Annotated in this window: 12 protein-coding genes; 6 read left to right on the top strand and 6 right to left on the bottom strand. The window is 49.7% G+C overall.

The window, feature by feature from the left end:
- Window positions 1-58: 58 nt before the first annotated feature.
- On the top strand, window positions 59-505 hold the full coding sequence (locus LG384_RS08035; RefSeq protein WP_045449541.1) for a YccF domain-containing protein: 447 nt from the start codon (window positions 59-61) through the stop codon (window positions 503-505).
- 18 nt (window positions 506-523) lie between these two features.
- Complete coding sequence (gene yccS / locus LG384_RS08030; protein WP_225760724.1) at window positions 524-2,677, top strand: YccS family putative transporter; 2,154 nt, start codon at window positions 524-526, stop codon at window positions 2,675-2,677.
- Here the strand turns inward: yccS and LG384_RS08025 are convergent.
- Window positions 2,655-3,269 (bottom strand): TfoX/Sxy family DNA transformation protein, encoded by a 615-nt coding sequence (locus LG384_RS08025; protein WP_045441352.1) that lies wholly within the window; start codon window positions 3,267-3,269, stop codon window positions 2,655-2,657. The two genes, yccS and LG384_RS08025, sit on opposite strands and share 23 nt — an antisense overlap.
- 216 nt (window positions 3,270-3,485) lie before the next feature.
- Here LG384_RS08025 and sulA point away from each other — a divergent pair, with 216 nt between their 5' ends.
- Together sulA and ompA are read left to right on the top strand one after the other, a co-directional pair.
- Window positions 3,486-3,995 carry an SOS-induced cell division inhibitor SulA gene (gene sulA / locus LG384_RS08020; protein WP_045441351.1) on the top strand — a complete coding sequence of 170 codons (510 nt, stop codon included), beginning with the start codon at window positions 3,486-3,488 and terminating at the stop codon, window positions 3,993-3,995.
- Between the two features lie 355 nt (window positions 3,996-4,350).
- Window positions 4,351-5,409, top strand: a complete 1,059-nt coding sequence (gene ompA, locus LG384_RS08015; RefSeq protein ID WP_045441350.1) for a porin OmpA — start codon at window positions 4,351-4,353, stop codon at window positions 5,407-5,409.
- Between the two features lie 86 nt (window positions 5,410-5,495).
- On the opposite strand, the gene matP is transcribed toward ompA, so the two are convergent.
- Complete coding sequence (gene matP / locus LG384_RS08010) at window positions 5,496-5,948, bottom strand: macrodomain Ter protein MatP (RefSeq protein WP_045441349.1); 453 nt, start codon at window positions 5,946-5,948, stop codon at window positions 5,496-5,498.
- A gap of 185 nt (window positions 5,949-6,133) precedes the next feature.
- Between matP and LG384_RS08005 the strand changes: the two genes are divergently transcribed.
- Entirely contained in the window at window positions 6,134-7,894 is a 1,761-nt protein-coding gene (locus LG384_RS08005) for a Lon protease family protein (RefSeq protein WP_225760723.1), read from the top strand.
- Between the two features lie 68 nt (window positions 7,895-7,962).
- Window positions 7,963-8,481 (top strand): bifunctional 3-hydroxydecanoyl-ACP dehydratase/trans-2-decenoyl-ACP isomerase, encoded by a 519-nt coding sequence (gene fabA / locus LG384_RS08000; RefSeq protein ID WP_010429339.1) that lies wholly within the window; start codon window positions 7,963-7,965, stop codon window positions 8,479-8,481.
- Between the two features lie 107 nt (window positions 8,482-8,588).
- Here the strand turns inward: fabA and rmf are convergent, their stop codons facing one another.
- The 4 genes from rmf to pqiA form a co-directional block, all read right to left on the bottom strand.
- A complete protein-coding gene (gene rmf / locus LG384_RS07995; protein WP_003035871.1) occupies window positions 8,589-8,756 on the bottom strand; it encodes a ribosome modulation factor in 168 nt (55 codons plus the stop codon).
- Window positions 8,757-9,012: 256 nt separating this feature from the next.
- A complete protein-coding gene (gene pqiC, locus LG384_RS07990; protein ID WP_048221746.1) occupies window positions 9,013-9,576 on the bottom strand; it encodes a membrane integrity-associated transporter subunit PqiC in 564 nt (187 codons plus the stop codon).
- Entirely contained in the window at window positions 9,573-11,213 is a 1,641-nt protein-coding gene (pqiB, locus tag LG384_RS07985; RefSeq protein WP_045441346.1) for an intermembrane transport protein PqiB, read from the bottom strand. The genes pqiC and pqiB overlap by 4 nt, the downstream gene beginning before the upstream one ends.
- 4 nt (window positions 11,214-11,217) lie before the next feature.
- Window positions 11,218-12,471, bottom strand: a complete 1,254-nt coding sequence (pqiA, locus tag LG384_RS07980; RefSeq protein WP_048221747.1) for a membrane integrity-associated transporter subunit PqiA — start codon at window positions 12,469-12,471, stop codon at window positions 11,218-11,220.
- Window positions 12,472-12,473: the final 2 nt, after the last annotated feature.

Below are 12,473 nucleotides of genomic sequence, written 5' to 3'. Positions count from 1 at the left end.
GCCCAAAAAAACGTTACAATTGCCAAATTCACTGAAAACCAGAGTTAACCGAGAGTTTATGCGTACTGTTCTGAATATTTTAAATTTTGTGCTGGGCGGGTTCGCCACTACCTTAGCCTGGTTACTGGCTACGCTGGTCAGTATCGTGCTTATTTTCACCCTGCCCTTGACCCGTTCGTGCTGGGAGATAACTCGCCTCTCATTGTTCCCTTTTGGCAACGAAGCGATTCATGTTGATGAACTCAACCCAGCAGGTCAAAGTGTACTGATGAATACCGGCGGGACATTACTCAATATTTTTTGGCTGATTTTCTTCGGCTGGTGGTTGTGCCTGATGCATATTGTCTCCGGTATTGCCCAGTGCATTACGATTATTGGTATTCCTGTAGGCATTGCGAACTTTAAGATCGCCGCGATTGCACTCTGGCCCGTCGGACGTCGCGTGGTGTCAGTAGAAACTGCCCGCGCAGCTCGCGAAGCCAATGCGCGTCGCCGCTTTGAATAATCAGGACGCATGGTTTTTATGTTAAGTCCTCTGCTCAAACGCTATACCTGGAACAGCACCTGGCTGTATTACGTGCGGATATTCATCGCGCTTTGCGGCACAACGGCTCTGCCCTGGTGGTTGGGCGACGTAAAACTCACTATCCCACTCACACTGGGCATGGTTGCTGCTGCGCTTACCGATCTGGACGATCGTCTTACGGGACGACTTCGCAATTTGATCATTACGCTGATCTGCTTCTTTATTGCCTCTGCCTCCGTCGAACTGCTCTTCCCCTGGCCATGGCTTTTTGCCATTGGATTAACCATCTCCACCAGCGGATTTATTCTGCTGGGTGGATTAGGCCAGCGTTATGCGACAATCGCCTTTGGGGCATTGCTCATCGCGATTTATACCATGCTGGGGACTTCACTCTACGATCAGTGGTATCAGCAACCGATACTTCTGCTCGCTGGCGCCATCTGGTACAACCTGCTTACGCTGACCGGACATCTCTTGTTCCCGATTCGCCCCCTGCAGGATAATTTGGCTCGTAGCTACGAACAATTAGCGCACTATCTGGAGCTGAAATCGCGTCTTTTCGATCCTGATATCGAAGATGAAAGTCAGGCACCGCTCTATGACTTAGCGCTGGCCAATGGGCAACTAATGGCCACGCTAAACCAAACTAAAGTGTCATTACTGACCCGCTTGCGCGGTGACCGAGGGCAGCGGGGAACACGTCGTACACTGCATTATTATTTTGTGGCACAGGATATCCACGAGCGCGCAAGCTCCTCGCATATTCAATACCAAACGCTGCGCGACCATTTCCGTCACAGCGACGTGATGTTTCGCTTCCAGAGATTAATGTCAATGCAGGGACAAGCCTGCACACAGTTGTCGCGCTGCATTATCTTGCGCACCCCATACCAGCACGATCCACACTTTGAACGCGCCTTTACGCATATAGACGCCGCACTCGAGCGTATGCGCACTAACGGTGCCCCTTCAGATCTGCTCAATACACTGGGATTTTTGCTCTCAAACCTGCGTGCCATCGACGCACAGCTGGCTACCATTGAGTCCGAACAGGCTCAGGCAATCTCGCGTAATGAATCAGAAAATCAGCTTGCTGATGACAGCCCACATGGTTTCAGCGACATCTGGTTGCGTCTGAGCCGTAATTTCACACCTGAATCCGCCCTTTTTCGCCATGCTATCCGCATGTCACTGGTGCTCTGCATCGGTTACGCCATTATTCAGATCACTGGAATGAACCATGGGTACTGGATCCTGCTGACCAGTCTGTTTGTCTGTCAGCCTAACTACAACGCCACCCGCCATCGCCTGGCACTAAGGATTATCGGCACACTAGTGGGAATAGCCATCGGCTTGCCCATTTTGTGGTTCGTTCCCTCACTTGAAGGGCAACTGATACTATTAGTGATTACTGGCGTGCTCTTTTTTGCATTTCGCAACGTACAGTATGCTCATGCAACTATGTTTATCACTCTGTTGGTACTGCTGTGCTTTAACCTGCTTGGCGAAGGTTTCGAAGTCGCCCTGCCACGCGTAATTGATACGCTGATCGGCTGCGCAATCGCCTGGGCGGCCGTCAGTTTTATCTGGCCAGACTGGCGTTTTCGTAATCTGCCACGAGTAATTGAACGAGCAACTGACGCTAACTGTCGCTACCTCGACGCTATTCTCGAACAATATCATCAGGGTCGTGATAATCGGCTCGCATACCGTATTGCCCGACGTGATGCACATAATCGCGATGCTGAGCTTGCGTCCGTAGTGTCGAATATGTCGAGTGAACCTGACGTCACAGCGCAAACGCGGGAAACAGCATTCCGCTTGCTGTGCCTCAACCATACTTTTACCAGCTATATTTCGGCTCTGGGTGCACACCGGGAACAACTGACCAACCCGGACGTTCTGGCGTTACTGGATGATGCCGTCTGCTATGTAGATGATGCGCTTCATCATCAGCCAGCTGATGAGCAACGCGTATACCAGGCACTTGAAGGTCTGAAGCAACGGATTCAGCATCTTGAACCGCGCCCGGACAGTAAAGAACCGCTGGTCGTTCAGCAAGTTGGGTTATTGATTGCATTGCTACCGGAAATCAGGCGACTCCAGCAGCAAATTGCCGCCTTGCCGTCTAATACTCCAGTTCCGGAGTAAGTGAGCGTACCCACTCAACAAGCTCCTGGCGACGAATCGCCGGGAGCGCCGCCTCATGGACCCCGCCAATCGCCCCTTCGAGGGCATAGAGTATTTTCACTGTCAGAGCAGGATTAATCTGCCGTAATTTAAGCCAGCACATTTGAGCTCCCAGCATACGCAATGTACTTTCATCGTTAACACCCGCTTCGTTAAGCAGAGTCTCGAGATGAAATGTCATGTTCGGCAGCTCTCTCAGGCGGTGTTGCAAAAAGCGGCTCTGTTTTTCCTTCACTGCTGCATCCAGCGAAAACTTCGATAAAGACACCAACTGTTGTTGGTTTCGCCACAAAGCATCGTCCACCTTGTAGTAATTGAGAATAACCGGTCGTCCGCGCTTCATAAACGTCAGCCAGACTGGCGAATGTTTTACACAGTACTGTACGCTCTGCTCACAAGCTCGAAGGTACAACTCACCGCTGGCGACCATTGCAAAGACCGTATCCTCAACCGTTAGACTGTAGCTACCAAACAATGAGCGATAGCGAATCGTCCCCAAAGAGGCCAGGCATTCTTGTGATTTATAGATCTTGTCATAAGAGAGCTTTTTCATAAAAATCCTTTTAAATCATAATATAAGAGAATGATTTGCAGTAGCGGATCCGTTAATGACGAAAATAGGCAACTTATTCTCAGGGAGCAAGATGAATTTTGTTTTTGCTGTTATGACAGCGAAAAATTGCGAACCAGTTTCCGAAAATAAAGTTGATCTTTATGGATAGCAGGGTTACTGTATATCCATACAGTAACTCACAGGGCTGGATTGATTATGTACACTTCAGGCTACGCAAATCGTTCTTCGTCGTTCTCTTCCACATCAAGCAATATTGCGCGCGTTTCTTCAGAGAACGTTACCGCCGGGCTTATCAGTGAAGTGGTCTATCGCGAGGACCAGCCCATGATGACGCAATTACTGCTGCTCCCCCTGCTTCAGCAATTAGGGCAGCAATCGCGCTGGCAGCTTTGGCTTACACCTCAGCAAAAATTGAGCCGTGAATGGGTACAGTCTGCAGGGCTGCCTTTAACAAAAGTCATGCAAATTAGCCAACTCTCACCGTGCCATACGTTGGAGTCAATGGTTCGCGCTTTGCGAACAGGCAATTACAGTGTGGTAATCGGCTGGCTGACCGAAGAATTAACGGAAGATGAACATACTGAACTGGTAAAAGCTGCAGATGAGGGAAATGCGATGGGATTTATCATGCGTCCTGTTCGTGCGCAGTCTCTTGCCGGGAGACAGCATTCTGGGCTAAAAATTCACTCGAATTTGTATCATTGAGTAAAATTAGGAATTATCCTGGAATTTTTTTTCATGTCCAAATTCGACTTTGAGCTTTAACACTTTTTTTGTGAGAACGCCTGTGTGAAGCGGTTTCCGCGATGTTTGCAGTACAATTAATCATCCATAAATGTTAAATATTGTGTATACAAGCTTTTTTTTTTCATATGCCTGACGGAGTTCACACTTGTAAGTTTTCAACTACGTTGTAGACTTTACATCGCCAGGGGTGCTCGGCTTAAGCCGCAGATATCGGTAGAGTAACTATTGAACTGGTCCCCGGGTGAAGGATTTAACCGTGTTATCTCGTTGGAGATATTCATGGCAAATTTTGGATGATAACGAGGCGCATAAAATGAAAAAGACAGCTATCGCAATTGCAGTGGCACTGGCTGGTTTCGCTACCGTGGCGCAGGCCGCTCCGAAAGATAACACTTGGTACACCGGTGCTAAACTGGGCTGGTCTCAGTACCATGATATCGGCAACAACCAGATCAACAACGCTGGTCCTACCCATGAAAGCCAACTGGGTGCTGGTGCGTTCGGTGGTTATCAGGTTAACCCGTACGTTGGTTTTGAAATGGGTTACGATTGGTTAGGTCGTATGCCGTACAAAGGCTACACCGACTCTACTCATCAAAACGGCGCTTTCAAAGCTCAGGGCGTTCAGCTGACCGCTAAACTGGGTTACCCAATCACTGACGATCTGGACGTTTACACTCGTCTGGGTGGTATGGTTTGGCGTGCAGACGCTAAAAACAACGAAGGCTTCAAAGACCACGACACTGGTGTATCCCCAGTATTCGCTGGCGGCGTAGAGTATGCAATTACTCCTGAAATCGCTACCCGTCTGGAATACCAGTGGACCAACAACATCGGTGACGCGAACACCGTTGGTGGTCGTCCGGATAACGGCCTGCTGAGCGTTGGTGTTTCTTACCGCTTCGGCCAGGGTGAAGTAGCTCCAGTAGTTGCTCCGGCTCCGGCTCCGGCTCCAGAAGTACAGACCAAGCACTTCACCCTGAAGTCTGACGTTCTGTTCAACTTCAACAAAGCAACTCTGAAACCAGAAGGCCAGCAGGCTCTGGATCAGATGTACAGCCAGCTGAGCAACCTGGATCCGAAAGACGGTTCCGTAGTGGTTCTGGGCTTCACTGACCGCATCGGTTCTGACGCTTACAACCAGGGTCTGTCTGAGAAACGTGCTCAGTCCGTTGTTGATTACCTGATCTCTAAAGGTATTCCTTCTGACAAAATCTCCGCACGTGGTATGGGCGAATCCAACCCGGTTACCGGCAACACCTGTGACAACGTGAAAGCTCGCGCTGCACTGATCGACTGCCTGGCTCCGGATCGTCGCGTTGAGATCGAAGTTAAAGGCATCAAAGACGTTGTAACTCAGCCTCAGGCTTAAGTTTTCGTCTTATAAAAAAACCCCGCTATGCGGGGTTTTTTTTATCTGAAGAACACCATTGCTCAACACATTGAAAATATCATTGCCTACTCTTTTCCCAACAATGCCTGCAAATCCTGTTTCAACGTGGACATTTTGTTGGCGTACTTCTCTTTATGCTCTGCATCCTCAATCAGTTGCACGATCGTTTCTGAAAGCGTTTTGCCGCGCCGTTGCGCAAGTCCGGCTAATCGCTGCCAGACGATGAACTCCAGATCGATAGATTTCTTACGCGTATGCTGATGTTCAGCATTAAAATGCCGTTTACGCCGCGCCCGTATAGTCTGTTTCATACGATTTTGCAGCGCAGAGTTCATGTGTTCATCAATCCAGGCATTGACCCGAACCGGCTCATTCTCGAGGGTTAGCAACAAATCAACGGCTTCTTCGGCAGCGCTGGTTTCCACGTAACGGGTAATCAACTCCCCCTCACGATGCTTCTTCACCAGGTACTTCCATTTCCAGCCGCTTTCAAGGTTTTCAAGTTGTTGATATTTCATTGCGATCTCAATGTTACCGTGTAACTCTTATCAGAATATCAGCTTTTTGGGCATCTGAAGAAAAGAATATCCAGCCTGTGAACTGTCGCGCGTCATCGCATCTGTTTAGCCGTGCTTTCCGCGTGTGCAGTGCTGACGGTTACGGTATAATCTCGTTTTTTACAACAGACTAAAAAACATCAACTTTGACCATTACGAAACTTGCATGGCGTGATCTGGTTCCTGATACCGACAGTTATCAGGAAATATTTGCACAGCCGCACGTCACTGACGAAACCGACACCTTACTCAGTGATACTCAGCCACGTTTACAATTTGCGCTAGAGCAACTTCTTCAGCACTGGACGACGTCCTCCTTTATGCTGGTGAAAGCGCCGGAAGAGCTTGAGTATCTCAATCTTATTTCATCAGCTGCACGCACATTGCACATGGATGCCGGAAGCCTGACCGGGGGTCACTACGATATCTCTGGCCACACTATTCGTTACCGTGAAGCAGAAAATGCAGAAGACAATTTTGCGACCTTAACTCAGGTGGTAAATGCTGACTGGGTTGAAGCCGAACAACTGTTTGGCTGCCTGCGCCAGTTTAATGGCGAAATTACCCTGCAACCGGGTCTGGTACATAAGGCCAACGGCGGCATACTGGTTATCTCATTACGCACGCTTCTGGCTCAACCACTGCTGTGGATGCGCCTGAAAGCCATTGTCAGCCACGAGCGCTTTGACTGGGTGGCCTTTGATGAGTCTCGCCCGCTTCCTGTCTCCGTTCCTTCTATGCCGCTTAAAATGAAAGTGGTGTTAGTGGGAGAGCGCGAATCACTGGCAGACTTCCAGGAAATGGAGCCGGAACTGGCAGAGCAGGCAATTTATAGCGAGTTTGAAGATAATTTGCAGATAGTGGATGCCGAAACCATGACGCAATGGTGTCAATGGGTGACGCATACCGCCAGACGCAACGCTCTGCCTTACCCCGCCCCTGATGCCTGGCAGGTATTGATCCGTGAAGCTGTTCGCTACACCGGTGAGCAGGATACTTTGCCGCTTAACCCACTGTGGATCATCCGACAGCTTAAGGAAGTAGCTCCTTTATGTGATGGGGATACTTGCAACGCCGAACAATTCAGCCTGATGCTTGCACAGCGCGAATGGCGGGAAGGTTTTCTCGCCGAACGTATGCAGGATGAGATCCTGCAAGAGCAGATCCTTATCGAGACTGAAGGTGAGCGTATTGGTCAAATCAATGCGCTGTCAGTGATTGAATTTCCGGGTCATCCACGCGCATTTGGTGAACCTTCACGTATCAGTTGCGTCGTTCATATTGGCGATGGCGAATTTACTGATATCGAGCGTAAAGCCGAGCTTGGCGGAAATATTCATGCTAAAGGCATGATGATAATGCAGGCGTTCCTGATGTCGGAGCTGCAGCTTGAACAGCAGATCCCGTTTTCTGCCTCACTGACTTTCGAGCAATCGTACAGCGAAGTGGATGGCGACAGTGCATCAATGGCAGAACTGTGCGCGCTGATCAGCGCTCTCGCAGATGTGCCTGTAAATCAAAGCATTGCGATCACCGGCTCTGTTGATCAGTTTGGTCGCGCACAGCCTGTCGGTGGCCTGAATGAGAAAATTGAGGGCTTCTTTACTATCTGCCAGCAGCGTGAATTAACCGGTACTCAGGGTGTCATTATTCCTTCAGCCAACGTCAGGCACCTGAGTCTACAACCAGCTCTGCTACAGGCCGTTGAAGAAGAAAAATTCACTATTTGGGCGGTGGACGACGTGACCGATGCGCTGCCGCTTTTGTTAAATCTTGTGTGGGATGGTGAAGGCCAGACAACGCTGATGCAAACTATCCAGGAGCGCATTGCCACGGCAACGCAACAGGAAGGTCGTCATCGTTTCCCCTGGCCGCTACGTTGGCTGAATGCATTTATTCCGAACTGATCGGACTTGTTCAGCGTACACGTGTTAGCTATCCTGCGTGCTTCAATAAAATAAGGCTTACAGAGAACATGGTAGATAAACGCGAATCCTATACAAAAGAAGACCTTCTTGCCTCTGGTCGCGGTGAGCTGTTTGGCGCAAAAGGCCCACAACTGCCTGCACCAAGCATGCTGATGATGGACCGTGTCGTCAAGATGACCGAAACCGGTGGTAACTTCGACAAAGGTTATGTTGAAGCTGAACTGGATATCAACCCGGACCTGTGGTTCTTCGGATGCCACTTTATCGGCGATCCGGTGATGCCAGGCTGCCTGGGTCTGGACGCTATGTGGCAGTTGGTTGGATTCTATCTCGGCTGGTTGGGCGGCGAAGGTAAAGGCCGTGCACTGGGCGTAGGCGAAGTGAAGTTTACTGGCCAGGTTCTGCCGACCGCGAAAAAAGTTACTTACCGCATCCACTTCAAACGCATCGTTAACCGTCGTCTGATCATGGGCCTGGCTGATGGTGAAGTGCTGGTTGATGGCCGTCTGATCTACACGGCTAATGATCTGAAAGTAGGTCTTTTCCAGGATACTTCTGCGTTCTGATTCAGGACTACGTAGACTTTCTGATAGCGACGTTATTACGTTTTATCAGGCCTACAAAAAGGCGAAACCTCCGCGTGCGGAGGTTTCTTTTATCTAAAGAGACAGAATCAGGCCATTAACACCCTATCCCCCATGGCTTCTCGCCAGCCTCCCAGCCAGTATGACCTTTGATTCAGCGTCTGATAGGGACACATTTCTTTTGAGCGTCCGGCAATGCCGGCCTGATAACCACGTTGATGTGCCCGTTCCAGGCGATCTCGTTTTTGTCTCTTCATGCCTCGTTTCCCTCATTTTTAGGTCTGGTGGAAAAGAAAACAGTGATTACTAAGTATGCAATCACACTAAACGAATACCCCGAAACATCATGCCCGTCAATGCGCAAAATTCACGCCAGTGTCATATTTGTGAGCTAGCTGGTAAATCATTTGTACAAAAATTTGCTGTCAGAACAGCTATCTCAACCGCTAAAAAAATAAAAAAAACCGCCCCGGGCACTAAACCAGAGGCGGTAAAATTTACAATTATTTAAACTTAAGGGATCCTTTTCAGCTCCTGAGCGATAGCCGTCGCTTCCTGGCTCCAGGCAGCAGCCAGAACCTTCACCATCTCATCATAGCCATCCTGAGTCTGTACGGCTTCGATGTGGAACGGACGCTTGATCAGCTGTCCCTGATGGTTCAGCAGCCATTCGCCGCTCACTATCACCTTCCCGTCATAGCGGCCATGGAAGCCTGTCACCGTCACATTAAGCGTGTCCTGTGTGCTTCCCAGAGGCTGAGAAGCAACAACCCATCCCGGCAACTGCATACTGAGGTTGGCGACAAGCGTATTGCGCAATTGCTGATCTAACGGACTGGCCCAAAGATTACTGTTGGCAATGACGTACTTAACATCGCTGGTCTGGTACACAACCCCATTTCCCGCCAGATAATCCGGCACCGCTACCTGCTCAACCCACAGCAGACGGTTCCCCTGATTGGCCGTACTCTGCACACCGCCCTGCGCAATGGGAAGCTGGTAATAGCTTTTATTTTCTCCACTGGAGCTGCATGACGTCAGCCAGACCGCCATCATCACCACTAGCCACTTTTTCATTGTTTCGCCCTCTTCGGCTCTGGATCTTTTTTATCCTTCGCTTCAAATACCAGCGCATTGCTCTTATCGTTCAGCGTTTTCAGCACCGGCTGCAGTTCACGCAGAACCTGATCAAGACGTTGCATATCTGCCACCATCTTGTTGTAGGCCGCGGAACCAGGCTGGAAGCCTTGCATACTACGATTAAGCTCGCGCAGCGTGTTCTGCATATCCGCCGGAAGCTGCTGCATCGACTGGCTACCGGTTATCTTATTCATGTTATCCAGCGTGGTTTGCAAATGCTTCATCGTACGCTGGCTTTCCGTCAGTGTACTGGTCGCCTGCTCAATCATCGGGTTCAACGGCAGATTGTTTATCTTATCCAGCGCTTCCATTAAACGCTGTTGGATTTGCGCCAGGCCACCGCTAACAGTCGGGATAATTTGATAACCATTAAACTCACGCACACCCGTAATCGGCGGATCTTTCGGATAGAAGTCGAGATCGACATACAGAGCCCCCGTTACCAGGTTCCCTGTTTTCAACGATCCTCTTAATCCACGTTTGAGCAATTCAGCCAGATGGGCACCGACATCAGTATCTTCACCTAACTGCGCTTTCAGGCGTTCAGGCTCAATACGTACCAGCACCGGAATGCGGTAATCATCGTTGAAGACCTGGCGCATATTCGGTGCAAAGAAAGGCACTTTGCTTACTGTACCAAGGCGAATACCTCGGAACTCAAGCGGTGCTCCTGGTTGCAGCCCACGAATCGAATCCTTAAAGAACATCAGGTAATCGATATGGTCTGTGTACAGGGAATCCTGAATACTTTTTTGATCATCATAGAGAGTAAATGAGGCCTGCTGCGCAACCGGCTGGCCTTGCTCTAGTCCTTCCGGTACATCAAAACTGACTCCGCCGCCAAACAACGTGGTAAGAGAACCCATTTCCACACGCATGCCTGCCGAGGTGAGATCCACTGCAATTCCGCTGTCTTTCCAGAAGCGTACGTTGCTTGTCACCAGGCGATCGTTTGGTGCATTGATGAAAAGCTGATAGCTGATCGTACGTTTTTGCGCATCAAACATACTGGTCTCAACCGACCCCACGCGATATCCCCGGAACAGTACCGGATCGCCCGGGCTTAACTGGCCGGCTTTTTTACTGTCGAGGATTACACGGATCCCCTTCGCATCTGGTGGTGCCAGCGGAGGAGAGTCCAACAGTTGATAGTTTTCCAGTCTGCTACCTTTATTCCCGGGTTGCAGTTCAATATAAGCCCCGGATAACAACGTACCTAAACCGCTGATGCCTTCACGTCCCACCTGTGGCTTCACCACCCAAAAGACAGAATCTTTATGCAGCAGCTTCTCCATACCAGAATTGAGGCGGGCTTTAATCTCTACATGAGTTAAATCATCTGTCAGCGTCGCGCTCTCAACCACGCCGACGTCAACGCTGCGGCTTTTAATCGTTGTCTTACCACCTTCGATACCTTCAGCATTGGTCGTGATCAACGTGACTTCCGGCCCCTGATGACTGTAATGATAAAACAGCACCCATGCGCCGATGAGCGCAGTGACGATCGGAAATATCCATACGGGTGACCAGTTCTTCACCTTCTGCACTTTGGCTTCCCCACTTTTAGATTCCATGCTGTCAGGACTCCTCATGATCTGGTTCTGGTTCACGGTCCCACGACAGACGTGGATCGAACGTCATCGCAGAAAACATTGTCATAATGACGACTAAAGCAAACATCAAAGCACCCATTGCAGGATAAATGTTCATCAACCCTCCCATGCGCACCAGCGCAGAGAGTACCGCAATAACAAAGACATCAATCATTGACCAGCGGCCAACAAACTCTACGACCTCATAAATGAAATGCATCCGCTCACTGTCACGTTTACCATGCCCTTTCGCATCCCAACACAACCAGGCAATAGCGATCATTTTTAGCGTTGGCACCAGAATACTGGCGATAAATATTACCGCAGCCACCGGGTATGAACCTTCGCTCCAGATTAAAACAACACCCTCAATAATCGTTGACGGCAGCTTTGACCCTAACAAATCGGTGATCATGATCGGCAAAATATTGGCTGGAAGGTAAAGCATGATCGACGTGAACAATAACGCCAGCGTCCACTGTAGGCTGTTTTTACGTCGAACGTAGCCTTTTGTCTGACAGCGGGGGCAGACATGTTCATCAGCAGGAAGAATAGCCGTGCAGCAGGAACATGAACGTAACCCCTGTCGAATACCGGGAACGCCAGGCTTTAAAACTTGCTTAATAACCGGCATGGGTGCGATATCATCCCACAGCCAGCGACGATCGACACACTGAAATGCGCGTAGTTGCAAAATACAAAAGAAGCACCACGGAATGAAGCTGCTGCCCACGCCAATATCGCCATAGGCCATCAACTTAACAAAGCTGACTAACACCCCTGCAAGAAAGATTTCCGCCATTCCCCAGCTTTTTAACTGGAACAAGACACGTGCTAACCGGGCTTTAAGCCGGCCAGGCATCTGAACCCGATTCACCAGCAGCAAGATGGTCAGCAAGCAAAAAGCGGGAACCATTTGAACGAATAATAAAAAGAAAGTCCCGAGGCTGGCATAGTTCTCTGAAAAGAGAACGCTGGGGATCTCCAGCAGCGTCACTTCACTTCTCACCCCTGCTACGTTCATGTTTACAAAGGGAAAGAGGTTGGATAAAAGCAGCATAAAAAGCGCCGCTAAAACATAGGCAGTGGGACGCTGTCTTGGCGCGTCCCACTCAACGGTTAACGTAGTGCCACATCGTGGACATGCCGCTTTCTGACCATGCGTAAGGCTAGGTAACGCCACCAGCATGTCACACTGCGAGCATAATATATGCTTCGCGGCATGGTGATGTTCGCACATAT

Origin of the sequence: Citrobacter sp. Marseille-Q3906 (genome assembly GCF_916618775.1) — a bacterium.
GTDB classification, from domain to species: Bacteria; Pseudomonadota; Gammaproteobacteria; order Enterobacterales; family Enterobacteriaceae; genus Citrobacter; species Citrobacter murliniae.
This window is presented reverse-complemented; position numbering and strand designations above follow the sequence as displayed.

Excerpts from the sequence above, each read along its gene's own strand:
- LG384_RS08025 (WP_045441352.1), bottom strand. The coding sequence starts at position 3,269 with ATGAAAAAGCTCTCTTATGACAAGATCTATAAATCACAAGAATGCCTG.
- yccS (WP_225760724.1), top strand. The coding sequence starts at position 524 with ATGTTAAGTCCTCTGCTCAAACGCTATACCTGGAACAGCACCTGGCTG.
- ompA (WP_045441350.1), top strand. The coding sequence starts at position 4,351 with ATGAAAAAGACAGCTATCGCAATTGCAGTGGCACTGGCTGGTTTCGCT.
- sulA (WP_045441351.1), top strand. The coding sequence starts at position 3,486 with ATGTACACTTCAGGCTACGCAAATCGTTCTTCGTCGTTCTCTTCCACA.
- rmf (WP_003035871.1), bottom strand. The coding sequence starts at position 8,756 with ATGAAGAGACAAAAACGAGATCGCCTGGAACGGGCACATCAACGTGGT.
- pqiB (WP_045441346.1), bottom strand. The coding sequence starts at position 11,213 with ATGGAATCTAAAAGTGGGGAAGCCAAAGTGCAGAAGGTGAAGAACTGG.
- LG384_RS08035 (WP_045449541.1), top strand. The coding sequence starts at position 59 with ATGCGTACTGTTCTGAATATTTTAAATTTTGTGCTGGGCGGGTTCGCC.
- pqiA (WP_048221747.1), bottom strand. The coding sequence starts at position 12,471 with ATGTGCGAACATCACCATGCCGCGAAGCATATATTATGCTCGCAGTGT.
- matP (WP_045441349.1), bottom strand. The coding sequence starts at position 5,948 with ATGAAATATCAACAACTTGAAAACCTTGAAAGCGGCTGGAAATGGAAG.
- fabA (WP_010429339.1), top strand. The coding sequence starts at position 7,963 with ATGGTAGATAAACGCGAATCCTATACAAAAGAAGACCTTCTTGCCTCT.
- pqiC (WP_048221746.1), bottom strand. The coding sequence starts at position 9,576 with ATGAAAAAGTGGCTAGTGGTGATGATGGCGGTCTGGCTGACGTCATGC.